This is a genomic window from Pseudoscardovia radai (assembly GCF_002259605.1).
Lineage (GTDB): Bacteria > Actinomycetota > Actinomycetes > Actinomycetales > Bifidobacteriaceae > Pseudoscardovia > Pseudoscardovia radai.
Map to the genome: position 1 here is coordinate 194,013 of NZ_MWWR01000002.1, position 24,108 is coordinate 218,120.

23 protein-coding genes are annotated in these 24,108 nt (G+C 61.4%); 5 read left to right on the forward strand and 18 right to left on the reverse strand.

Features of this window, described 5'->3' with window-relative positions:
• Positions 1 to 5: 5 nt before the first annotated feature.
• The 3 genes from PSRA_RS00905 (at position 6) to PSRA_RS00915 (ending at position 1,774) form a co-directional block, all read left to right on the forward strand.
• Positions 6 to 668, forward strand: coding sequence for a hypothetical protein (locus tag PSRA_RS00905; RefSeq protein WP_094659975.1), 663 nt, complete (start codon positions 6 to 8; stop codon positions 666 to 668).
• Between the two features lie 2 nt (positions 669 to 670).
• A complete protein-coding gene (locus PSRA_RS00910) occupies positions 671 to 1,417 on the forward strand; it encodes a DUF4097 family beta strand repeat-containing protein (protein WP_094659976.1) in 747 nt (248 codons plus the stop codon).
• Positions 1,418 to 1,498: 81 nt separating this feature from the next.
• Entirely contained in the window at positions 1,499 to 1,774 is a 276-nt protein-coding gene (locus PSRA_RS00915) for an integrase (RefSeq protein ID WP_211280467.1), read from the forward strand.
• 27 nt (positions 1,775 to 1,801) lie between these two features.
• On the opposite strand, the gene PSRA_RS00920 is transcribed toward PSRA_RS00915, so the two are convergent.
• From PSRA_RS00920 to PSRA_RS00940, 4 genes are all read right to left on the reverse strand, one after another.
• A complete protein-coding gene (locus PSRA_RS00920) occupies positions 1,802 to 2,281 on the reverse strand; it encodes a thioredoxin family protein (RefSeq protein WP_245834811.1) in 480 nt (159 codons plus the stop codon).
• 8 nt (positions 2,282 to 2,289) lie between these two features.
• Positions 2,290 to 3,288, reverse strand: a complete 999-nt coding sequence (locus PSRA_RS00925) for a permease (protein ID WP_094659977.1) — start codon at positions 3,286 to 3,288, stop codon at positions 2,290 to 2,292.
• 260 nt (positions 3,289 to 3,548) lie between these two features.
• The gene (locus tag PSRA_RS00935) at positions 3,549 to 3,869 is read right to left on the reverse strand and encodes an ArsR/SmtB family transcription factor (protein WP_094659979.1); all 321 of its coding nucleotides are present in this window, start codon (positions 3,867 to 3,869) and stop codon (positions 3,549 to 3,551) included.
• Between the two features lie 313 nt (positions 3,870 to 4,182).
• Positions 4,183 to 4,461, reverse strand: coding sequence for an ADP-ribosylglycohydrolase family protein (locus tag PSRA_RS00940; protein WP_143516285.1), 279 nt, complete (start codon positions 4,459 to 4,461; stop codon positions 4,183 to 4,185).
• Positions 4,462 to 4,909: 448 nt separating this feature from the next.
• Here PSRA_RS00940 and PSRA_RS09465 point away from each other — a divergent pair, with 448 nt between their 5' ends.
• A complete protein-coding gene (locus PSRA_RS09465; protein ID WP_211280468.1) occupies positions 4,910 to 5,155 on the forward strand; it encodes a hypothetical protein in 246 nt (81 codons plus the stop codon).
• A 570-nt stretch (positions 5,156 to 5,725) separates the two neighbouring features.
• On the opposite strand, the gene PSRA_RS00950 is transcribed toward PSRA_RS09465, so the two are convergent.
• The 10 genes from PSRA_RS00950 to PSRA_RS00995 form a co-directional block, all read right to left on the reverse strand.
• Positions 5,726 to 6,820 carry a YcxB family protein gene (locus tag PSRA_RS00950; protein WP_143516286.1) on the reverse strand — a complete coding sequence of 365 codons (1,095 nt, stop codon included), beginning with the start codon at positions 6,818 to 6,820 and terminating at the stop codon, positions 5,726 to 5,728.
• Between the two features lie 388 nt (positions 6,821 to 7,208).
• The gene (locus tag PSRA_RS00955) at positions 7,209 to 8,537 is read right to left on the reverse strand and encodes a class I SAM-dependent RNA methyltransferase (protein WP_094659982.1); all 1,329 of its coding nucleotides are present in this window, start codon (positions 8,535 to 8,537) and stop codon (positions 7,209 to 7,211) included.
• A 100-nt stretch (positions 8,538 to 8,637) separates the two neighbouring features.
• Complete coding sequence (locus PSRA_RS00960; RefSeq protein ID WP_094659983.1) at positions 8,638 to 9,435, reverse strand: DUF3159 domain-containing protein; 798 nt, start codon at positions 9,433 to 9,435, stop codon at positions 8,638 to 8,640.
• Between the two features lie 4 nt (positions 9,436 to 9,439).
• Positions 9,440 to 10,348: a DUF3710 domain-containing protein gene (locus PSRA_RS00965; RefSeq protein ID WP_158216278.1), complete on the reverse strand. Its 909-nt coding sequence runs from the start codon at positions 10,346 to 10,348 to the stop codon at positions 9,440 to 9,442.
• 160 nt (positions 10,349 to 10,508) lie between these two features.
• Positions 10,509 to 11,366: an exodeoxyribonuclease III gene (locus tag PSRA_RS00970; protein WP_094659985.1), complete on the reverse strand. Its 858-nt coding sequence runs from the start codon at positions 11,364 to 11,366 to the stop codon at positions 10,509 to 10,511.
• A gap of 166 nt (positions 11,367 to 11,532) precedes the next feature.
• Entirely contained in the window at positions 11,533 to 13,569 is a 2,037-nt protein-coding gene (locus tag PSRA_RS00975) for a dipeptide ABC transporter ATP-binding protein (RefSeq protein WP_094659986.1), read from the reverse strand.
• 19 nt (positions 13,570 to 13,588) lie between these two features.
• Complete coding sequence (locus tag PSRA_RS00980) at positions 13,589 to 14,569, reverse strand: ABC transporter permease (protein ID WP_094659987.1); 981 nt, start codon at positions 14,567 to 14,569, stop codon at positions 13,589 to 13,591.
• 16 nt (positions 14,570 to 14,585) lie between these two features.
• A complete protein-coding gene (locus PSRA_RS00985) occupies positions 14,586 to 15,512 on the reverse strand; it encodes an ABC transporter permease (RefSeq protein ID WP_094659988.1) in 927 nt (308 codons plus the stop codon).
• Positions 15,513 to 15,520: 8 nt separating this feature from the next.
• Positions 15,521 to 17,173 carry a peptide ABC transporter substrate-binding protein gene (locus PSRA_RS00990; protein WP_094659989.1) on the reverse strand — a complete coding sequence of 551 codons (1,653 nt, stop codon included), beginning with the start codon at positions 17,171 to 17,173 and terminating at the stop codon, positions 15,521 to 15,523.
• Between the two features lie 433 nt (positions 17,174 to 17,606).
• Positions 17,607 to 18,743, reverse strand: coding sequence for a tyrosine recombinase XerC (locus PSRA_RS00995; RefSeq protein ID WP_094659990.1), 1,137 nt, complete (start codon positions 18,741 to 18,743; stop codon positions 17,607 to 17,609).
• A gap of 201 nt (positions 18,744 to 18,944) precedes the next feature.
• Between PSRA_RS00995 and PSRA_RS01000 the strand changes: the two genes are divergently transcribed.
• A complete protein-coding gene (locus PSRA_RS01000) occupies positions 18,945 to 19,247 on the forward strand; it encodes a DUF6725 family protein (RefSeq protein WP_094660035.1) in 303 nt (100 codons plus the stop codon).
• A 26-nt stretch (positions 19,248 to 19,273) separates the two neighbouring features.
• On the opposite strand, the gene PSRA_RS01005 is transcribed toward PSRA_RS01000, so the two are convergent.
• The 4 genes from PSRA_RS01005 to PSRA_RS01020 all read right to left on the reverse strand — a co-directional run bounded on the left by PSRA_RS01005 (position 19,274) and on the right by PSRA_RS01020 (position 23,868).
• The gene (locus PSRA_RS01005) at positions 19,274 to 20,335 is read right to left on the reverse strand and encodes a prephenate dehydrogenase (protein ID WP_094659991.1); all 1,062 of its coding nucleotides are present in this window, start codon (positions 20,333 to 20,335) and stop codon (positions 19,274 to 19,276) included.
• Positions 20,332 to 21,417, reverse strand: coding sequence for a prephenate dehydratase (locus tag PSRA_RS01010; protein WP_094659992.1), 1,086 nt, complete (start codon positions 21,415 to 21,417; stop codon positions 20,332 to 20,334). The genes PSRA_RS01005 and PSRA_RS01010 overlap by 4 nt, the downstream gene beginning before the upstream one ends.
• On the reverse strand, positions 21,414 to 22,070 hold the full coding sequence (locus PSRA_RS01015; protein WP_094659993.1) for a hypothetical protein: 657 nt from the start codon (positions 22,068 to 22,070) through the stop codon (positions 21,414 to 21,416). The genes PSRA_RS01010 and PSRA_RS01015 overlap by 4 nt, the downstream gene beginning before the upstream one ends.
• Before the next feature lie 295 nt (positions 22,071 to 22,365).
• Positions 22,366 to 23,868: a zinc ribbon domain-containing protein gene (locus tag PSRA_RS01020; RefSeq protein WP_158216279.1), complete on the reverse strand. Its 1,503-nt coding sequence runs from the start codon at positions 23,866 to 23,868 to the stop codon at positions 22,366 to 22,368.
• Positions 23,869 to 24,108: the final 240 nt, after the last annotated feature.

Sequence of the window (24,108 nt, forward strand, 5' to 3'; positions counted from 1 at the left end):
TTACGGTGTATCTCATCAGTTTTTTGGCTCTGGCAAGTGTTTGGAGCATCCATACCACTCTGTCGATCAACACCGCGTCGGCAAGCATTCCCACCTATATCCTGAACGTGGCATTGATGTTCGTCATTACCGTGTTCCCTGTACTGACAAAGCTCATGGATTCTGCCGGCGGGAGCAAACTGCTGTATGGGGTCTATCTGGGCGGGTACGCACTGATGGAGTGTCTGATTCTGATGGAATTCCTTTTCTCCTATCGAGAGAACCATCTGGATACGGCCGCGCAAATGCGGAAAATCCGGAATATCTTGGAAATTTGGCAGGACGCCAATCCTGACAAAAGCTCAGAGCGGATTGAGTTGGAGAAAAGACTGGAACTTGCCCAGCAGTATTTGTCCGAAAGATCGGTTTCAGAGCAGTTATTTCAGGAATTGCTGTTGAAACTGCCGGAGCCATTCCAGGAACGGTACAGGCGCCATCGCATGGAACAACGAATGCAGGTCTGCAAGACGGTTGCTTTCAGTATTGTGGTCTTCTTGGCCATTGTCGCCTCCGTAACGGTACTCGGCTTAAACCCGTTTTTGTGCTATGCCATTCTTCTGGCAGGCGGCATCTGCTATGCGATCATTAACGTTTTTATTACTTCTTATTTTCGCAGAAAGGATGAATAATTATGGGACTTGAGTATGTAGAATATCCCGTGACGGAGATTGAACGGGTGGAAGTAAACTGTAAGCTGTTTGCCATCCGGGTCATGGGATCCGCCACGGATAACATTGAACTGAGTTGGCGGGACACCACTATGCGCAGTTTGGAGGTGAAGCAGGAGGGCAATACGCTCAAACTGATCGACCATGCAGCGATTGGCATCTATGGAACGTTGGCTCTTATCAATCTGAAAAAGGATGATCAGCTGCTTATTAAACTGCCCGAAAGCTTCACCGGCAAAGCGATTATCCAATCCAGGTCGGAGAGCGTACACCTCAGTGATTTGAAATTCCCGGGTAGCTTGGGAGTGTCCTCCGATGCCGGGGAGATACTGCTGGAGAATGTGGAAACCGCTAAAATCGACATTCGAGGCAATCTATGCAAGGTGAACTGCTACGGTGTGGGCGTGACTGAAACGATGGATATTTCCTCAAAAACCGGTCAAATTCAGTGCTATGTGGACGGAACTGAAGAAGAATATTCTGTATTCTGCAATACGGAGCGCAAGCGCCATGTCACTGCAGTGAATCGCTCAAACCCTCGCCGTCCCGGAGGAATATGGACAAATGCGCCGGAGCGGTTAGGTCACGGTCCCCGCAAGGTATGCATCACGACTGAGACAGGACAGATCGACTTTGCGTTCCAAAACGGAGTGAAAACCAGAAAAACCGCCGGGCGGTATCGGCATGGAAATTCATTCCAGGACTGGTGACACTTGGCAACTCGCTTTCACATCGGTATTTGATAGGGATCTGAATCCGTGAAACTCGGGTAGACAAAAACGCTGAAGCCATTGACACACAATGAAATCTTTACGCTGCGCGAGCAGAAATCACAGGCCGAGGCAGACACCAGAAGCCGCGAGGAGACCCGGAAACGCATCGCCGAGTTGCAGGACTTCATCTCCGGGCAGGAAACCGACATCACAGAATTTGATGAGGCTCTGGTCAAAAAACTCATCGAGAAGATCACCGTCTTCAACGACCACTTCACCGTGGAATTCAAGTCCGGGTTACAATCGATATCGAAGCATAAAAAGGCTCCTCGCCGCCGACGCATTTGCCGGTAGTGAGGAGCCTTTATCTCTTCTGAATGATCAGCCTAACAACTTTTCAACTTCTCCCGGCTTTAGCACTTTACCGACAGATACGATTTTATCATTAACAAGGAGTGCAGGCACACTCATAACACCATAGCTCATTACCTTCTCCATATCGGTGATGTACTCTACCTCAACATTCAATCCAAGATTCTCAACAGCTTTCTTGGCATTCTCATACTGTTCGTGACATGACTTGCAACCCGCACCAAGAACTTTGATGCAGCAAACGCCATCAATCTTTTCTCCGCAGCAGGGAGTAGATTCAGCCTTAACTTCTTCCGTCCCTCCGCAGCTACATGTGGGCTCCGCCTTGACTACTTCTTTTTTCTTACCAAACAGTGTCATGATCATATCCTCCTTCAGATCTCCGCAGCAGGGAGTAGATTCAGCCTTAACTTCTTCCGTCCCTCCGCAGCTACATGTGGGCTCCGCCTTGACTACTTCTTTTTTCTTACCAAACAGTGTCATGATCATATCCTCCTTCAGATGAATAAACTTTGAAATACATTAAAGCCGTATCCGGCAATGATGATACCCACTGTGCAGATGGCTATAAATGTCGCTAAGAGTTTTGGCTTGATAGCCTTTTCCAGCATTATGAGGGACGGAAGGCTGAGCGTGGTAACCGCCATCATAAAGCTGAGAATCGTGCCGAGCAATGCTCCCTTTGCCAAAAGTGCCTCGGCAATCGGAATCGTGCCGAAAATGTCTGCGTATATGGGTATGCCGACAAGCGTGGCGAGTATCACACCGAACGGATTATTGCTGCCGAGAACGGTTTCCACCCAGCCTTCGGGAATCCAGTTATGGATCACCGCGCCGATAGTCACGCCGACAAGGATATAAGGGAACACTTTCTTAAAGGTGGCTGCAACCTGATCTCTGGAATAAATCAGCCGGTCTTTAACAGTGAGATTCGGAGACTCGATATCCACCTTGCTGTTGTTATTGCGGATAAAATCAGCAATCTGGTCTTCCATGTGCAGGTGTTCTATCAAAGTGCCGCCAATGACGGCGATGACAAGCCCCAGCACCACGTACGCCACGGCAATCTTCACGCCAAAGATACTGACGAGAAGCACAAGACTTCCCAAGTCCACCATCGGTGATGAAATCAGGAAGGAAAATGTCACGCCAAGCGGAAGCCCCGCACTCGTAAAGCCAATAAAAATCGGAATGGACGAGCAGGAACAGAATGGCGTTACCGTCCCAAGCAAGGCACCGATAATATTCGCTCCGATCCCGTGGAATCTTCCCAAGATCTTCCGACTGCGCTCCGGAGGGAAGAAACTCTGGATATAGGAAATCAGGAAGATCAACACACAAAGCAATACTGTTATTTTAATTGTGTCATAACTGAAGAACTGAATGCTGCCGCCAATCCGGCTATTCACATCGAGTCCGACCATGAGCAATACTTTCCCAATAAGGGCATTCAACCACTCCATCCCAAGTATTTGATCCTGAATAAAAGTCCACATTACGCAAACCTCGCTTTTGTTTTATTAGCAATTCGCACAAGCATCAGCATTACCGGAACCTCCGTCAGAACGCCTACTGTGGTGGCGAGTGCTGCTGGGCTTGTCGTTCCGAAAAGTGCAATAGCCACAGCCACCGCGAGTTCAAAGAAATTCGATGCACCGATCTTCGCCTCCGTTAGTTTGATACATTGAAATATATCTATGCTTAAGTGCTTTATATAGGCAATCCCAAAGGACTGCCTATGAATGATAGATATCGATTACTTCTTTTCCTTGCATCCGCAGGATACGCTCTCGTCCGTTTTGCAGTCACATCTTGCGTAGGAACCGATCATGTCCCGGAACTCCCTGACCCCGTCTGCGGAGATGGAGTAATGCATCCATTTTCCCTCTTTGTAGTAATCTACAAGTCCGCTGTCCGCAAGGATCTTCATGTGATGCGAAAGAGTCGGCTGTGTGATATTCAGTTCCTCCAGCAGCTCACACCCGCACTTCTCCCCATGCTGGAGAGCAAGCATGATCGCAAGACGGTTCGCATCTGCGAGCGCCTTTATTTTTTTAACGTCTTCTCTGAATCCCATGATTTTCACCTCCAAGAGATGTACATATCATATCACACACATTTATAGTTGTCAATGTGTGAATGAAATATTGCTTAACAATCTTTTCACCTCTGATGGCAGTGTGGGAGCCTTTTTTCCGACATCTATCTCGCAGCCACAACTTCCCAACATCTAACTCGGCAACTCAACATAGGGACATCTATCGTGGCAACTCAACTCTCACACTTTTCGAGCCTTTTTGCCCTTGGATAAGTTACCGAGAAGCGTTTTGTCTGTCCGATGCCAAATTGCCCGATTGCTCGAAAACCGCAGTATTATTGGGCTTTCGCGCCTATTTTCCTTCGACCCTTGACATCAAACATACCGTCTCAACATGCTGTGTCTGCGAGAACAGCTCCGGCATCCGCGCCATCGCATCGTCGACCGCCTCGGCAATCGTATCGCCCTCGTGCACGATCCTGTCGATGATATGCACGAGCGCCGCCGCCGGGATATAGCCCAGCTCGTGGGTGTGAGTCAGGGCCGCGGCCTTGGCGCCGACGATGTCGAGGCCGTCATCGCAATGCAGGGCGGCCTCCCAGTAGAGCCCGACGGGGGTGTGTTTGTTCAATAGGAAGCAGTCCCATGGTGCGAGATTGATCTGACACTTCAATCACCAGAATGGCTCAATTATCAGATCGTTTCCGATGAAACGATGCTTGCTGCAGAGGTCGAGGATGTCCGTGATAAAGTCAATAATCTTCTGCGGCTAATGTCAGAAGGCTATTTATACGGGTGATCTCGATGGAGGATCAATTGGAAAAATTGAAGTCGCCTTTGGGCGAAATAATCGTCACGGTCGATGGGCATCCCATAGATTACATCACAAAAAAAGGATCTGACAATGATGTCCTATGGCCAGATGTTAGAAATCGATATCAAATTGAGGTTAGATATGTTCCTGATGGCAACGAGCATTGTTTATCATGCGTTTTTTGCCGACTTGCACATATGAAAAAAGCCCTGAGAGTGGTGAACGATTAGAGTGTCAGAGTTTTTATAGTCCCCAAAGAGTAAAGATGTCAATCGGTCTCGAATGTGAAGCAGGATACATTGGAGGCGTCAGAGCTTCCGATAAATATGACTACGATGCCGATTATTTGGATAATGGAATGGCTTATGTCATCATGCCTGAAACCAAGACAGAGAAGTATATCTTTGGAATAGCCTGGATTGATGATGTAGGACGGGATGACCCGATAGATGATGAACACAATCGTGATATTCAAACATGGTTTGCCGCCGATCCTACATTGGCATTATGAGTTCGTTTGTACCTTTTGTATTTTCCCTCGGAGAGGTTCAAATCAAGGGTTCACATGGGTTTAAATTTCCACGGGCAAAGTCGCTGAAAAACTGAAAACAGGCATAAAAGAAGAGGGCTTCCGGCGGAGCAAAACCGCTGAAAGCCCTTGTTTATTGGGGATTTCCCTTGTATCAAAGACAGCGTTTACATAGATGACGGCTTGGATTTCACCAACTACGACACACTCTATGAGACTGTGTGGAACAAAATGGACGGCACATGGGAAAGACTCCGTGCAATTGGTTTCTGGCACAGTTTGCAGGCACCTCGACAAATGAGGAAAGGAGCCTTTGCTGCTCGGCATTCGCACACTACCTGCTGAACATGTCAAAGTGAGATTCTTCCTCTGACGGCCTTCCTCCAACATCATCCTCACGGGCGGATTCCTCCAATGCGGAATCCGCCCGCGGGTGATTCCGCATTGGCAAGGTGGCTGATGTATTTCACGAAAATCGGCAGAAACGATGCCGGAAGATTTAACAACAGCAGATTCTTAAGAAAGAGGTCTCGCTAATACGGGCTTGCGAAATCAGGAAGAATCATCCGATTCTAAATCGTTATGCATCGTCTGATTCTCCGCATTCCGCGCCACTTCCCATTCCTCCTCGCTGATGTTCGGATCCGTATCTTCGGAATCCGTCATCGGGCGAAGATAACGCAGATAGAACGGTCCTGCGCTTGTATAAAGTAAATCCTTGGTCCCCGAACCAGAAGGCACTTTAACCGTATAGGTACCGTTTTCATTCCGGAACTGGTCCGGAACATTGAGGAAATAAACGAATGTCGTACCCCCGATGGCCAGCACCAGAACCATCGCGATGATGCATGCTACGCCATTCAGGATAATCCTCTCGGCCAGCTTTCTATTGTTCTTCTTATTCTTTCGAATTATGGAAATCACTCCGCAGACCACAACGACAAGCCATAGGAGAGTGACAAGACAGTACAGAGCATTCACCCAGCTCCTGATAACATAGGCATCATCGAAATCACCCATCCCCGCAATAGCATCGTCCGGCTTGTTATATTCGATATTCGTGAACACCGTTGTCAGTGTCATAGAAACCACGAGCAGCGTGAGGAGCCCCTTGGAAGCAGCATCCTGTCGTCTCGTAACATGCTCCCGCAAGAATGCGTTGAGTTCGCCATTCTCTTTACCGATAATGAATGTCTCGCCAGTGGAAATGGAAAAATAGAAGGCATGCTTCCTCTCAAGCGCATGATTCAGCTCATCGTATCGGATCCTGTAATCGGATTGTGCACTGTGTTCCTCAAAACAGTCTTGATGAAATGTAAAATGCTGGACCTGTCCTATGAAGCCACTTTTCTCACAGGCATTTCCGTTCCGATGTGCTATCCAGAACCATGGTAGGAGAGCAAGTGGCACCGCCAGCGCCATCAGAATATATCCTGCAATACCATTTCCAGCAGCGAGAACGGCATCTGACATCAGCAGAAGAACCGTCATGATTGCGATGCCACTCCTGACGGCGGTCTTCTTTCCCACTTCGCGATTCATGGTTTTTACCGCATCCCTGGTGACGATTGTCTCGGAAGTGAACATCGGAGGCTGTTCGTCAGTTCCGGGAGTTGGTTGATGGCCTACGGAGACGTTCGTATACATTCCTTCAGCTTAGTACCAAAGAGTGCATAGTCTCTCGCCGGCGCATGACCAGGCGATCCTCGCCATTGCGTCGAGATACGCCATGGCGATTCCAGCGCCCACGCACCCGGTTCGCCGTTACCGCTCATGCATCGTGTTCCCGCTTGATTCGCCTGAGCCTGCGCGCTCCGCGCACGACCATGACGATTGACATGACGCAGATAACGGCACACGTGCCGACGCCCACGCACACGCCCATCGTGTGTTTGAAACCCGGGTCGCTGCCGAACGCGGAGATCATGGACGATTGGAGGGAGAACAGCGGCACAGCGGCGAGGGCAACGTTGATTGCGGTGCTTGCCGAATCTTGATCGGTATCTTGGTCGATCAGCGGCCAAGATGGCCCTGGTCAGTCCTTCACGAACAATGCCACCGTCTCAACGTGGTGTGTCATGGGATAGATGTCGTAGGCGCGGATATCGGTCAGGCGATAGCCGGCGGCGGTGAGCGTGGCGGTGTCGCGGGCCAGGCTGGTGGGGTCGCACGCCACGTAGATGATGCCGCGAGGCGCGGCTGCGGCGATGCGACGGCACACGTCGGCGCGGGCGCCGGCACGCGGCGGATCAAGCACCACGAGATCGGGATGCGACAGGCGCGAGGGGACGGTGCGCAATGTGCGCGCGACATCCCCCACCAGCGCGTCCACGGCGCGCACATGGTAGCGATCGAGGTTGCGCTGGGCGTTGCGCACAGCGTTGGGAGCGCCCTCCACGCTGAGCATGCGCACGCGCGGGGCGGCAGTCAGAGCAAGCGGCAAGGTGAACAGTCCCGAGCCCGAGAACAAATCCCAGATGCACGCGGTCGTGGTGCCGCGCAGCACCGTGGCCGCAAGGTCAAGCACATGCTGCACCAGCAGGTTCGGCGCCAGGCGATGCACCTGCCAGAAGCCGCCGCAATCCACGCAATAGCTGAAACGCGTGGCGCTCTCAGCGCCCGGAATCGTCACGTCCACATCCTCCGTGAGCAGGCGGCGGCCATCACGCTGCCTGCCATCGACCATGAGGGCGTAATCCGGCGCATCGGCATCAGTGCGGTGGGCATCGGCCGTGGCGCGAGCGTCGAATGGCGTCGCACCTGCCTCTTCCCTGGGTTCGGGCGCCACCACGCGAATCTGGCTGCCGGGTTCGAACCCGCCGTGCCACAGCTGGGTCTGCTCTGCCACGTCGAGCAGGGTACGAGTAGCGAGCGGCATGTCGTCGATGGGCACGCGCGTATGCGACCCGCGGCGGCGCATGGAGGGATGCCCCTCGTCGTCGGCGATGAGCTCGATGCGGGTGCGCCAGTGCAGGCCGCCCTCCTCCTCGTCGCCGGGAGCGCGCACCACCTGCACGTCGGTGTCGACATGCCCCAGGCGCTTCATCTGGTCGTCTATGACCGCTTTCTTCCAAGCGAGCTGGCCGGGCAACGACACATGGATGAGGTCGGCGCCGCCCACGCCTCCCCCGTCAGCCACGGGGCCGGCGAGCGGCCAGACGGGCGTGACGCGGTCGGGACTGGGGTCGAGCACCTCGGTCACCTCTCCGGTCCAGAAACGGTCCTCGCGGTCATGCGGCTCGTCGAGGGTGACGCGCACGCGCTCCCCCGGCAGGGCGAAGCGCACGAATACGACGCGCCCGTCCACGTGGCCGACGCATCGGCCCTGGTCGGCATACCGTTCGATGGTGATCTCGACGTCCATGGTGCTCCTTGTGGTGGTAGACGATATATGCGGCGCGCTGTGGCGGCGCGGCGTGTCTGACATGTCCGGCGTGTCCGACGGCGCGGGGCTTATACGAGAATCAGCCCCGCCCATCCGGCTTGTCCTGCGTATTCGGCGTGTCGGGCGTGTCGCCCTCCGCTTCGTGCACGGCCTTCTCCGCCAGGCGATGCTCGTGCAGCGGCTCCTGAATGATGAGGTACGAGATCCAGCAGATAAGCGCGAAGCCCGGGACGCCGAGCGCCAGCGCGATGCCGCCGAGCCATGTCACGTTGTTGGTCAGGTACAGCGGAATCTGGAAGGAGTCGCGCACCACGAACAGGGCGATCCACACCCATGACACGACGGTGTAGGCGTGCACGAGGCGGGCGTCGCCGTGCCACGCGCGGTACCACTCGCGGTAGTTCGACGTGGGCAGGGTGCGCATGAATTCGACGACGAGGCCGATGCCGGGCACGCGGAAGGCCTGGGAGACGAGCAGCGCCACGCCGAACACGGCGTTGATGATGCAGCCTGGCAGGTAGTAGTTGCGAGCGTCGTTGCTGGTGAAGGCGGCGACGAGGCAGACGAGGACCATGACGGAGCCCGAAATGGCCCCCATGACGGTCTGCCGCTGGGCGAGGCGCACGATGACCTCCGCCACGCACAGACCCAGCGAAATCTCGACGGTGAGCGCCGTATCGTGCGTGACGAGGTACAGCGCGAGGAACAGGAGGCTGGGAACGACGGATTCGACGACGCCCCTGACTCCCCCGATGGCGTTGACGACGCTGAAATCGTCGGACGCCAGGGAGGCGATGCCCGTGCGCGGCTGCTGCGCCGCGCCCCGGGTCTCAGGCGTGTCGTCCGTCACGGCCTCCTCGGCATCCGTACGTTCCATGGGCCTAGCGCATCTCCGAGAACATGGGGCCGCGGCGCATGGTGGTCTGCACCTTGTGCTGCACGTCGTAGCTCTGCGGGACGTCGGTGTCGTTCTTCGTGACGTCGGGCTTCTTCGAGGCGTTCTTGGCCGCGGCCTCGGCTTCGGCGCGGCGCTGGGCGGCGGTTTTCGGCGGCATGATCGGGATGATGTCGCGCGGGGCGAGCGGTTCGGAGCCGCGGCGCACGATGATGCGGGAGAAGTAATCCTCGATATGCGTGCGCTTGGGGTCGTCGGCATCGGCCGTGGCGGCGTCGCCGGAGAAGACGCCCTGGAGCATCCAGCGCGGTCCGTCCACGCCCACGACGCGCGAGGTCATCGTCTTGCCCTTGACGTCGACGGGGAGCATGACCTCGTCTCCGAAGCGTCCTTCCTCGATCTTCGCGCCGTCCTGCGACTCGAGCAGCTCGTCGGACAGCTCGTCCCACAGGCCGAGGGTCTTCGGCGCGGCAAGCGGGACCACGACGACGCTGGAGTTGTCGATCGTAACCGTGACGGACTGGATGCCCTCGTTCGTGCGGCGGGCGCGGATCGTCATGCCCGGCTCGATGGGAAGGAAGATGGAGCCAAAGGAGATGTAACCGTCGTCGTCATCGGGGTCGACGCCGTCCTCGTCGTAATCCCACGGGCCGGGCTCGAGTTCCTCCTTGTCGTCGTCGGAATCCTCGGAGTCGTCATCATCGGAATCCTCAGCGCCGTTCTCGGCGTCCTGCGCCTCCTGGTCCTCGGCATCCGCCGCATCCTTCGCCTCAGCGGCGTCCTCGGCCTCGTCGGCCGCATCATCCGCGTCCTGCGCCACGGTCTCGTCGGTCTGGTCGGCGACGGCCTCCTCGTCCTTCTTGTGCTTCTTCCTGCCGAAACCGAAAAGTCCCATATCCGTTCCTTTGCCGTGGCGCGCACCTGGCCGCGCCGTCGTTGTCATGCGCCGCCCCCTTCAGGCGCGACGCCCTTGTGTCGTGTTCATTGTGCCACATGTTCCTGTCAAAAGTCGACGGGATGGCCGCGGCGGGGCGAGCTACGGCGCCCCGCACCCCTCAGACGTCGTAGCTGACGGTGAGCGGCGCATGGTCGGACCAGCGGGCGTCGTAGCTGGGCGCCTTGTCGATGACGAAGCCCCTCGCCTGCTGCGCGAGCTCCGGCGTGGCGAACTGATAGTCGATGCGCCAGCCCACATTGTTGTCGAAGGCGCGTCCGCGCTGGCTCCACCACGTGTAGGGGCCCTGGATGTCGCCGGCGAGGTCGCGCACCACGTCGACGAACTCGAATTCGTCGAGCCATGTGTCGACGTATGCGCGCTCCTGCGGCAGGAAGCCGGAGTGGTCGACGTTCTGCTTGGGACGGGCGATGTCCAGCTCCGTATGCGCGATGTTGAAATCGCCGCACAGCACCGCCTGGCGCCCGCCGCCGGCCGCCTCGTCGCGCAGCTGCGCCAGCCGCTTGCGCATCGTGTCGAGGAAGCGGTACTTCTGCGTCATCTTGACCTCGTCCTCCGCCTGGCCGGCGTGCACGTACACGCAGGCCACGGTGATGACGTAGCCCTGGGGCGTGCGCACGTCCGCCTCGATCCAGCGGCCCGAGTCGACGTCCTCCTCGAGACCGGGCAGACCGTAGCGCTTCTCCACGATAGGAAGGGCGCTGAGCAGGCCCACGCCGGCGCGCCCCTTGATGCGGCACACCTCGTTGAGACGGTCGAGGGCGGCGGGGGAATCGATCCTCCCAGCCTGAGCGTAATCGGCGGCGATGCTGTCGAAGATGGGGTCGACCTCGCTCTGAGGCGCGCGCACCTCCTGCATGCACCACACGTCGGGCGCATGCCCGACGGCCCATGTCTCGATGCCCTTGCGCCGTGCGGCGCGTATGCCGTTCACATTCGACGTCGTGATCTCGATCATGCGTCGTTCCTTTCCGTTCGCCTCATCGTCGGCCCCATCGTAGCGCCTGCAACCGAAAGCGGCGCGCCCGCCCGGGCATTCCCGGCCGGACGCGCCGCCCGTCAGTTCCATGCGGTCGGTTCCGCGTTATCGGTTCCGCGTCTCCTGCCCCGCGCTCAGTCACGGCTCAGTCAAGGCCGAGCTTGAGGCTGCCGCCGGGGATGGCGTCGAGCAGGTCGCGCGTGTACTGCGTCTTGGGCGAGTTGAACACCTCGTCCGTCGTGGCATGCTCCACGAGCTTGCCCTGGCGCATAACCACCACGTCGTCGGCGATCTGGCGCACCACGGCGAGGTCATGCGTGATGAACAGGTAGCTCAGGCCCTGCTCCGCCTGCAAGTCGTTGAGCAGATGGAGCACCTGGTCCTGCACGAGCACGTCGAGCGCCGAGACGGCCTCGTCGCACACGATGACGTCGGGGTTGAGCGCCATGGCGCGCGCGATGGCGATGCGCTGGCGCTGGCCGCCCGACAGCTCGTTCGGGTAGCGCGTCATCGTGGACTGGGGCAGGCTCACCATGTCGAGCAGCTCCCTGACGCGCGCCAGACGCGTCTTCTTGTTGCCGATGCCGTGGATCTTCAGCGGCTCCTCGATGGAGCGGTAGATCGAGTACATCGGGTCGAGGGAGCCGTACGGGTTCTGGAACACGGGCTGCACGTGGCGGCGGAAGTCGAGCAGCTGCCTCCTGTCGAAGGAGTGCACGTCCTTGCCCTCGTACAGCACGGTTCCGCTCGTCGGATCGAGCAGATGGAGCACCATGTTCGCCACGGTGGACTTGCCGGAGCCCGACTCGCCCACGATGGCGCAGGTGGTTCCGCGGCGCACGGAGAACGAGACGTCGTCGACGGCGCGGAACATCTCCTTGCGCCGCGGCATCTTGAACTCCTTGACCAGATGCTGCACCTCGATGATCGTTTCGGAGCCGGCGATCTGCTGGGCATCCTTGGCGGCGTGGTCGAGCGAGGCGTCGGCGGCGGCAGCGTCACCGCGCTGGCGCGCGGAGATGATGCGCTGCGATGCCAGCGACGGGGCGGCGGCGACGAGGCGCTTCGTGTACGGATGCTGCGGGTGCTGAAGCACCTCGAGGCTCGGGCCGGACTCGACGACGCGCCCCTTGTACATGACGACGATGTGCTGCGCACGCTCCGCCGCCAGGCCCAGGTCGTGCGTGATGAACAACACGGCGGTTCCCAGCGAGTCGGTGAGGAACTGCAGGTGGTCGAGGATGCGCTTCTGCACCGTCACATCGAGGGCAGAGGTCGGCTCGTCGGCGATAAGCAGCTCGGGGCGCGCGGCCAGGCCGATGGCGATCAGCGCACGCTGACGCATGCCGCCGGAAAACTCATACGGGTACTGGCGCGCCCTCGTGGCGGCGTCGGGAAGGCCCGCTTCGGTCAGGAGGCCGGCGATGCGGTCGTCCATCGTGGCACCGACGACGTAGGTCGTCGCGATGCGCTTGGCCTCGTCCGCCGGCACGCCAGCGGCGATGAGGTCCTCGCGTACCTGCCAGCGGGTGGACGAACCGGCCACCCACTGCTCATTGAAATGCGCCATGGCCTTCTCGACGGCCTCGGCGTCGTCCGTCACGGAGGCGACGGCGGCGCGGGCGTTCTCGATCAGCTGCGGCAGCTGGGCGGAACCGATGAACAGCTCGTCGTCGTCGCCGTGGTAGTGGCCGTCCGTCTCGCTGTCAGCCAGGCGCTGCGCCAGTTCGGAGCGCTTCTCGCGCTTGACGTCCATACCGTTGGCGACGATCGCCTCCTTGACCTGGGTGCCGATGCGCCACACGGGGTTGAGGTTGCTCATCGGGTCCTGCGGCACGAGGCCGATCCTCTTGCCGCGGATGGACTCGAACTGCTTGCTCGTGTAATGCGTGATGTCCTCGCCGTCGAGCTTGATGGAGCCGCCGGTGACGTGCCCCGTGCCCGGCAGGAGGCCCAGCACGGACATGGCGCTCGTGGACTTGCCCGAGCCGGACTCGCCCACGATGGCCACCCACTGGCCCGGGTAGACGGTGAAGTCGGAGTCGCGCACGGCCGTGAACGAGCCGGTGCTCGTGGTGAACTGCACCTGCAGGTCCTTGACCTCGAGCAGCGGGCGGGGTGCGGAATCGGACTGCGTCGCGCCAGATTTGCTCGACGACGCTTCGATGGTGGTATTGCTCATTGTCTTTCCCCTCTGTTGCTCACAGGCTGCGGCTCTTGGGATCCAGCGCGTCCCTCACGGCGTCGCCCATCATGATGAAGGCGAGCACGGTGATGGCGAGCGCCAGCGACGGCCAGAACAGCACGGTCGGCGCGACGCGCAGGAGGTTCTGGGCGGCGGAGATGTCACCGCCCCAGCTGACGACGGTCGTGGGAAGGCCGATGCCGAGGAAGCTCAGCGTGGCCTCCGACACGATGTACGTGCCGAGCGACGTGGTGGCGACGACGATGACGGGCGCCAGGGAGTTCGGGATGACGTGCTTGAACAGGTTGCGCCCACGCGACAGGCCGAGCGCCTCGGAGGCCGTGTTGAACTCGAGGTTCTTGGCCTCCATGACGGAGCTTCGCGTGATGCGCGCCACCGACACCCAGCCGAACAGCGCGAGCACGAACACGACCTTCCAGATCGAGGTGGATGTGCGGAACATCTGGAGCACCACGATGGCGCCAAGAAGCAGCGGGATGGCGTAGAAGATGTCGGTGATGCGGCTGAGCACGGCGTCGACCCATCCGCCGAAGTAGCCGGCGACGGCGCCGATGAGGCCGCCGATGATCACGACGAGGATGGTGGTGAGCACGCCGACGGACAGCGAGGCGCGCGTTCCGTAAATCGTGCGCGTGTACACGTCGCAGCCCTGCAGGTCGTAGCCGAACGGGTGGCTCGGCGAACTGGGGTTCAGCGAGTTCTCGAGGTCGCAGTAGTTCGGATTGCCTTTCGTGAACAGGCTCGGGAAGATCGCCACGAGCAGCACGAGCACGATGAGCACGGCGGAGACGATGAACAGCGGGTTGCGGCGCAGCGTTCGCCAGGCCTCGCTCCACATGCTGCGGGCGGGCTGGGATTCGTCAACGGAGTCGACCTCCTTGAGCGGGGTCTCCTCGATGGGGGCGACGTAGCGTTCCTGCCCGGGCAGGGCGCCCTGGGCGGACGGCGTCGCGATTGCGTGGTTCTGTGCGGTCATGTCCGTTCCTCTCCCCTCACTCATAGCGGATACGCGGGTCGAGGACCGCGTACAGCAGATCGACGATCAGGTTGCACACGACGAAGACGAGCACGAGCAGCGTCACGATGGACACCGTCAGCGTTCCCTCTCCGCGCAGGATGGCCTGCCACAGCGTGTTGCCGATTCCCTGGATGTTGAAGATGCGCTCGGTGATCATGGCGCCGCCCATGAGGCTGCCCAGGTCGGCACCGAGGTAGGTGACGACGGGGATAAGCGAGTTGCGCAGGATGTGGCGCATCGTGACGGCGCGGTTGCTCATGCCCTTGGCGCGCGCGGTGCGCACGTAGTCGGCCGTCTTGTTGGAGGCCACCTCGGTGCGTGTCAGCCTGATGATGTACGCCATCGACACGGAGCCGAGGACGCAGGCCGGCATGAGCAGGTCGAGGAAGCCCGGGTTGCGTCCGGCGGTCACGGGCAGGATCTGCCACTTGACGCCGAACAGGTACTGGCCCACGAAGCCCGTCACGAAGGTCGGCACGGAGATGAGCAGCAGCGAGACGATGAGAATCACCGAATCGTACCAGGTGCCCTTCTTCAGGCCGGAGATGATGCCGAAGATTACGCCGAACAGGCCTTCGAACACGAAGGCCATGAGCGCGAGCTTGATCGTGACCGGGAAGGCGCCGGCGATGACGTCGATGACGGGGCGGCCGGCGAAGGTGTTGCCGAAGTTCAGCGTCAGCGCGTTCTTGAGGAACAGCAGGTACTGGACGATGAACGGCTTGTCGAGGTTGTACTCGCTCCTGATCTGCGCGGCGACGGCGTCATTGACCGGCTTCTCGCCGAACATCGCCTTGACCGGGTCGCCCGGCAGTGCGAAGACCAGGGCGTAGATGAGCAGCGTCGTGCCGAGCACGACGGGGATCATCTGCAGGATTCTTCTCAGAACGTATTTTCCCATCTCGTCTCCTATTTCCTCGACACGTCCTTCGTGACGTCCTGGAGCACCGGGACGTTCTTCCAGTTGGTATCGACGTTCTGCACGCCGATGGCGCTGACGACCACGGCGTTGTCATAGTACAGCGGCGTCGCCGGCAGGTCGCGCAGCAGGATCTCCTCGCCCTGCTGGTAGTACGATATCGCCTCCGCGGTGGACGTGGCCGACGCGGCCTTGTCCATGAGGGCGTCGAAATCGGCGTTCTTGTAGTCGCCGTCGTTCGAGCCGTTGCCGTCGGCGGCGGCCGAATCGTACAGCTGCACGAGGTAGTTGTCTGCCGACGGGTAGTCGGGCTGCCAGCCGGTGCGGAACGCGGTCTTGAGCTGGCGGTCGGTGACCTCCTGGCGGAACTCGGAGAACGTCGAGATCGGGTTGGTCTCGGCGCGCACGCCCAGCGTGTTCGTCACGAAGTGCGAGACCGCCTCGAACAGCGACTTGGCGCTGGAGTTGTCGGAGTTGTAGGAGAACTTCACGACGTCGTTGGCGTCATCCCACGGGAAGATGGCGTTGGCCTCGGCCCACAGCTCCCTGGCCTTGTCGGGGTTGTACGTCAGCACGTCGGAGCCCTCGAGGGAGTCGGAGTAGCCCGGCACCGTCGGCGAGAGGAAGTCGGTGGCCGGCGTGGCCGTGCCGCCCTTGATCTTGTCGCACAGCGTCTCGCGGTTGATGGCCATCGAGATGGCCTGGCGGCGCAGGTGTCCCTCCTCGTCATCGCCGAAATGCGGCGTGTCGCTGGGGATCGTGTAGGTCTGGATGACGGAGCCCGGGTTGTTCACGGACTGCACCGTCGGGTCGTACTGGAAGGTAACGGCGGAGGACGACGGCACGGTGTCGAGCAGATCGAGGTTGCCCGCCTGCACGTCGGCGTAGGCGGTGTCGACGTCGGTGTAGATGACGAAGTCGATGCCGTCGTTATGCGCCGGGAAGTTGCCGCGGTAGTCGTCGTTGCGCGTCACGAGGATGTCCTGGTTATGCGACCACGAGGCGAACTTGTAGGGGCCGTTGCCAATCGGGTGCTCGCCGTAGGCGGCGGGGTCATCGTAGAAGCTTTCGGGCAGCGGGTAGAACGCGTTGCAGCCGAGCATGATCGGGAACGACGCGGACGGGGCCGACAACGTGACCGTGAACTCGTAGTCGGAGATGACGTCGAGGCCCGACAGCTGCGCGTCGGACGGGGCGTCGCCGTTCTGCAGATCGTCGTAGCCCTCGATGGGCGCGAAGAAGCTCGCCTCCATCTGCGCGTTCGTGGCGTTCGCCGTGTAGCTCCACGCCTTCGTGAACGATTCGGCCGTCACCGGCGTGCCGTCGTCGAAGGTCCAGTCATCGTTGAGCACGATGTCGTAGACGGTGTTGTTGTCCTGGGCGGTGATGCTCTTGGCCACCTCGTTGACGGAATTGCCGTCCTTGTCATAGCCGACGAGGCCGGAGAACAGCATGTCGATGACGTGCCCGCCGCCGGTTTCGTTCGTATCGCCCGGAATCAGCGGATTCTGGGGTTCGCTGGCGTAGTAGCTGATGATCATGTCCTGCTGGGACGACTCCGACGAGCTACCGCACGCGCCCAGGGGCATGATGACCGTGGCGGCACACACCACCGCGGCCAGCACCTTCGCTGGCAAGCGCATATGTTCTCCTTCCAACTGACTTGCTGACGGCACGACGGCGTCGCTCCCACTCCGCCGTTCGGATCCGTACCGTGGCCGGAACCTTCCTGAACGGGCGTGCGCAAGGGGAGACAGCCGCGTGGCGATTGTCACGAACAAGATACCGTACAGCCGTCGCTTGACGAAGGCAATCATCGCACGGATTGTGCGCGAAGGGGAAGCCGCATCTGCGCGGGGTGCGCGGTGTGCGGCGGGGGCGGGCGGCGCGCGGGGCGTTCAATGCACACGATCGCTCTCAGTGAACGCGCCAAACCGCCGCGCAATCGTCTGAATCTCAAACAACTGTGTTCATGGCGAAGAATCCTCGCCATGGGGCGCAGCCCAACCTCAAAACCGCCTTCTTTCCCCGAAAACCACCCCTCATGGCGAAGAAACCTCACCACGGACGAACCGGCTACGCTCTCGGGAAGGCCTGACGGTAGGTCTCGACGAGACGCTCCATGGAGACATGCGTGTAGCGCTGGGTGGTGCGCAGCGACGAATGGCCGAGCATCTCCTGGACCTCGCGCAGATCCGCGCCGCCGTCGAGCAGATGCGTCGCCGCGGAATGGCGCAGGGCGTGGGGCGCGATATCGGGCACGCCGGCCTCCTGCGCCAGACGATGCACCACCTCTCGCGCCTGACGCTGGTTGAGCCGCCCTCCCCTGGCGCCGAGGAACACGGCGCGGTTATCGGACGACGCGGAAGCATCCGGCGATGCGCCGGCCGCTCCCCGCGGCTTTCGCACGGCGCCCCGTGCACCGCCCCGTGCCGCGCGCGCGAAGCGCAGAATCTCGGGGCGGCCGCGTTCGAGCCACGCGTCGAGGGCGCGGCGGGCTGGCGCCCCGAAAGGAACGACGCGCGTCTTGTTGCCTTTGCCGGTGACGCGCATGGTGCGCTGGGCGTCGTCGATGTCGTCGATGTCGAGGGCGACGAGTTCGGCGACGCGCATCCCCGTGGCGTACAGCACTTCCACGATGGCGGCGTCGCGCAACTCGAGGGCGGCGCGTTTCCTCGCCGCCTCGTCGGCGATGTCCGCGGCATCCGAAACGGCGGTGGCATCGACGGCGCGTGACAGGTCGCCGGCGGTACGGACAGTGGTGCCGGCCCCGGCATCCGCTTCGGCACGGCGGTCGGCGTCGTCGAGCATGACGCGCGCCTGGTCCTCGGTGAGTACGGTGGGCAACGGGGCGGCGAGTTTCGGCGTGGTCAACGATTCCGCGGGGTCGCCCGACGTGATGCCGCGCAACGAGCAGAAACCGAAGAACGCACGGACGGCCACGATTTTGCGCGCCATGCTGCTTTTCTCATGTGTGCGAGACTCGTGGCCGATCCAATCGCGAAGGTCGTCGAGGGTGACGTCGTCCAGGTGTGCAATGCCGCGGCGCGCGAGGATGTCGAGGCAGGCGCTGATGTCGGAGCGGTAGGAGCGGATGGTGTTGCGCGACAGACCACGATTGACGCGCAGATACTTCAGGAAGGAATCCAGGGCCTCGTCGGCTCCCCGCACCGTCGGCAGGCCGGCCCGTGCCGTCTCGTCCAATTCCGTCATGGCTCCTCTCCTCGTCCGTTCCGATCGGTTCACGACAAGGATATCCCGCCGGTCGCCGCCGTGGAGAAGACACGACGGGACGGGGCGGGTTGGAGATATCGTGGCGGCATGGCTTTTGTCAATGATCGACACGATTCCCCCGCATCCGGCACCACGCCCCACCCAGAGGGCACGCACAACGACACGCCTCAGGTTTCCGGCGTGTCGCAATCATCTCACGCGGAGAACGCCGCCGCCCATCCAAACGGCTCCGTTCGGCTCCCCGTCACCATTCCCGTCGGAGCACGCATCGTGGTGCGGACGGATGACGGGGCGGATGAACGCACGGGGCGGCGTACCTACCGGGATTTCGTCGGGCATGTGCTGTCATGGGACGGGGCGACGCTCGAACTGGAGCGCGACGCGTCGGCGAACGGACGGCGCCCTGCCGAACACGTCACGATTGACGCGTCCTCCATCGTGCGTCTCAAACCCGTCCCCGAGCGCCGTCTCCCCCGTCGCTGACGGAGGCGCCGGCGTCGCGCGCCCCATCACAGGGCGCGGTAGGTCACATCCGACGTATCGGGCACGCGCTGCCAGCTGATATCGAATTCGCGAATCGCGCGCACATGGGTGATGCGCTCGCCCCGTCGCGCCGATTCCACGAGCTGGTGCCGCCACGAACGTGACTGCACCGTCAGCGTGCCGTTTTCCATCGGCTCCCCGTCGCGCTGCGCCTTCTTGTACCGGCGGTACGGGTCGGCCTCGGCGAAGAACGCGGTGAGGTCGATGGCGCGCCCCTCGGGGTCGTCGAGCACATCGGCCACGTCGAGCAGGCGCTGCGCCACCTGCCGCACCAGCGCCGCCACATTCGCCGGATTCTCCTCCACCATGGCCTGCGTGCGCGCCGGATCGGTGAGGGCGACGCGCGTCATGTCGCGCCATGACCCCGCCGACAGAGCGACGCCGACCTTGCAGTCGGGAGAGTCGCACAGCGTGTTCGCGAGCGCCGTCGACACCACATGGGGCATGTGGCTGATGAGGGCGGCCGCCGCATCATGGGTGGCGTTATCGACGCCGATGAACGTGTTGCCGAGCACGTCGGTGATGGTGCGGGCCATGAGCAGGTAGCGCAGGTAGTCGGTCTGGTCGTCGAAGGTCAACGCCCACAGCGCTCCGTCGAGCAGCTGCGCCGAGGAGGCGGAGAATCCGGAGAACTCGGAGCCGGCCATGGGGTGGGCGCCGACGTACTGACGGTCGAGTCCGGCGGCGGCGACGGAATCGTGGACCCTCGTCTTGACGCTGCCGACGTCGCTGAGCGTCGTCTGCGGGGGCAGGACCGGGGCGATGCGCCCCAGGATGTCGTCCATGGCGCGCAGCGGCGTGCATAGGAAGAGGATGTCGACGCCGCTGGCGGCGAGCCCCTCCACCGTTTCCACGCAGTGGATGCCTTCGGCGCGCGCCGCCTCGTACGGCGTGTCGTGATGGTTCCACGCGAGCGTGCGCACGCCCGCCCGGGCGAAACGGCGCGCCACGGAGCCGCCGATGAGCCCCAGGCCCGCGACTCCGACGCTCAGGGTCGACAGATCCTTGTGCAGTCCGTCCACGATCATCTCCACAGCAGTTCCCTTTCCTCCCGCTCTTGTCTGGTTTCCCGGTCTTCCCCGGCTGTCGTTGCGTCGTCGGCGTCGGGCGTTCCGCCCGCCCCGTCATCGCCGGGGCGCACTCCCCCGTCGGGCAGCATCCATGCGCTGATGGGCGGGTCGGGGCGGTCGCGCCGTTCGTAGACGGCGAGCGTCTTGGCCCATGTGTCGCTTGTCGTCATGCCACGCAGCGCCTCGCGGAAGGAGGGCTTCCATGGGGCGGCGTCGATGGTGGCGATGAAGCTGTAGGTGCCGTCGCGTCCCTTGATGGGGCGGGAGATGAAGCTCGTCATGTTCAGCCCCGCATCGCGCAGCACGTCGAGCATGGTGGCGACGGTGCCGGGCCCCGTGTGCAGCGGCACGAGGCCGAGGATGGACTCGTAATGGTCGGCGTCGGCGTCGAGGCGGCGTTCGGCCTCGAGGTAGGCTCGCGCCGTACCGCGGGGCACGATGACGAGGAAGTCGGTGCGGGCGCCCTGGAAGTCCTGCACGTTGCGCTCAAGGGTCTGCAATCCGTACAGGTCGCCGCACAGGCGCGGGCCGAGGGCCACCTGATGGGGCCCGATGTCGCGGCATGCGGCGGCGTTCGAATCGGCGGGATGGGGGCGCAGGCCGCGTGTGCGCAGGAAGCCGGCGCATTGGGCGAGGCCGTGCGGATGGGCGGCGGCCTCGGTGAGCTCGCCATGGTCGTCGCTCACGAAGGCGTCGAAGGCGATGTCGACGCTGACGCGGTCGATGCCGACCACGTCGCGGGCGTCGAGCAGCGCGTCGAGATTGGGCACGACGTACCCCTCGACGTTGTTCTCCCATGCGATGACGCCCCAGCCCTCATGCCGGCTGACGCGCTCGAAAATATCGGCGGCGGTGGGTGCCTCGACGATGGCGAGGTCGGTTCCATCGCACGGGGCGGCGCTGGACGGGGCGGCAGAGGACGGAGCGGGCGATGCGGCGGCCATGGCGCGTCGTATGGCGTTCAGGCGCGGGGCGGCGAGCATCGCCGCCTGATGCGTGAAAGTGCCGCGTGGTCCCAGGTAATACAACGATGTCGTCATCGTGATCCCTCCGTCCCATCGGCGCGGATGGCGGAAGCGTCGGCGGCATCCGTCGTGCCGGCGGTCCCGGCGTCGGCGCCATCCGCCTCGGCTCCGTCACCGTCATCATCCACGACGGAATCCACGGCGGAATCTTCCCTGGGCTCGATGACGAACCACCGGTGCGGGAAGAACATGACCACGAGCTGCACGATGACGGCGCCAAGCAGCCACACATACGAGACGTTCTGGCCTATCCACGTGGGGAACAGCGACGTCCCGACGGGCATGAGGTATGCGCGTCCCGAGTTGGAGCCAGCCAGATGCATGAGCACGCCCATCGACACCATGAAATGCACGACGAGCCCCCAGGTTCCCGACCGTGCGCGGGCGCTCCAGGCGGACAGCCCGATCAGCACAAGCGCCAGGATGAGGCCGATCGGAAAATCGTGGCGCAGCCCAAGCCGATGCAGCAGCGTGCCGACGAAGGCGGTGATGACGGCGCTGAGCACCGTGACCACGAGGGCGAGGACGATGCCGTGTCGGTAACTCCATGGCAGGCGCTGCGGGTCGGTGTCGCCCTGTTCCCCTTCGAAGACGCGGGGCGCGCGCATGACGGCCGGCGAGGCCGATGGAGCGGCGGACGGGGCGGAGGTTCGCTTCTTGTTGCTCATGCCCCCAGTATGCACCCACCCGCGACCGCGACGGGGCCCGCGGTCCACGCGCGCCCCCGTCCGCCCCATCGTCAACCGCCGCAAGCGGAACGACGGCGATCATCGTCCGGGGGAACGCGAAGGCGCCCGCATGGAATCCGCCGAAGCGGGCCATGCGAGCGCCTTTTCGCCATTCCACGCATCAGGAACGTGGCAGCGGAGTGCGTGGCGATGAGCCAAAGGAACCACGATTCCAACACGCCCTGTTATCGGAAGCGAACCGTGGCGCCGAAGGCGAACCGTCACCGGCCGGCCCCTAGTCTTCAAGCTTCACGGTCAGGTCGTCTCCCTTGATGGTGAACGTGGCATACAGCGACGATGTGCCGTCGTTGCTCCCGTCGCTCGAGCTGAAGGACGAATTATAGGAATACGTGTAGGCATAGGCAGCGTCCGCTGAGACGGTTCCGGTGACGGAACCGTCGCTTTCCGTCTCAAGGTAGAAGTCCGACGAGGTAATCTTGGGCTCCTGCGCGACGGTGTACTTCCAATTGGAGTAATTGGAATTGGTATGGTCCGAGCTCCACCAGATATCGCAGGATTCATCCGGCTTCCTATTGCTGGATGCGGTACTGATGCAGGAATCGTAGGCTGTTTTCAGCTGCGCGGTGATATCGGTCGCCAATTGGTCGGTGGCGACCCGGTAAACCGTCACAGAGCGTGGCTCCACATACGGCCCATCGCTTTCACCCTCGCTCCTCGGACCGGGAACGTTGATATACGTTGACGTGACGTAGGGACTGCTGGAGACCATGGAGACCGTGAGATACTTTGCATTGTCGGAGAGCGACAGATGATATTTGCCAGGATATGCGGCGAAACGGTAGACGGAATAAGCACCTTCGAGCGCGCCCGGCTGGCAGGACGCGTCGATGTCCTTGTAGCCAAAGAACGAGTTGTCGGCTCCGACGGTCACCCCATTGACGGTGATGTTGGGCGTGATGCACAACGGGTAGTCGATGGAGATGTCGCTGAGCAACGATTTCTCGAACTTCCATTTATCGACAAGCCCCTTCTTGCCATCCTTCTTGAGCACCACCGTGGCGCTCTGGCTCTGGCCGTTGAAGGTGTAGTCCACCTTGAAGTTGCGGGTGGCGCCGGAGGTCTTGCCGGTCGGGCTCACATCCACGTTCGAGATGCGGTCATTGGCATCCTGCACCACGGAATTGGCGAGAAGCGCCTTCTGCGCGTCGCTCAGCGACGATCCCTCCATGGCAATGGCATCGCCGTAGCGTCCCTCGGACAGAGCCGTCACATAGTCGTTCACGACCTTGGAGGGGTCGCCCATGTTCCCGACCACCTTCGTAACCGCGATGATAGCGACGAGGACGACGACCACAGCAATCGCGATACCACCGACCAGGCCCTTGTTGATCTTCGCCGTCGCGGCGGCGGGAGCCATCGGCGCCGCCGGCGCGATAGGAGCCGTCGGCGCGATAGGAGCCGCCGGCTGGGGAACGCCCTGCGGAATCTGCCCGGTCGGCATGGCCTGCTGCATCGGCTGCGGCGCCGGCATGGGTTGCGCCGGCTGCATAGGAACCTGCCCCGTCGGCATCATCTGGGGCACGGCCTGGGGCGCCGGCTGCGGCACGGCCTGAGGAGCCTGCATGGGCTGCTGCGGCATCGTCTGCGGAACCATACCGGTCGGCATCTGCTGCGGTGCCTGGGCCTGCTGCGGCGCCTGTCCCAGAGGGGTGCCGCAGTTGGCGCAGAACACGACATCGTCGGGATTCTGGTTCCCGCACTGAGCACAAACCTTCATGTGCTGTCCTTCTCTCGTCTCTCGGTTGTTTACCGTCTCTCCGTGCAACGGACATGAGGTCGACATGCAGACCGGAATCGATGGTCCCGGCACGCAATTTCTCCCTGTTTGCGATAGTAACACCCATATCCCCGGCGTGCTCCCGCCGCACCCCATTCGGCCCCGCCGCACGCGCATCGCGCCGGTTCCATACATACACAAGGGGCGCACCCGCATTGCGGATGCGCCCCGTCCTGCGCC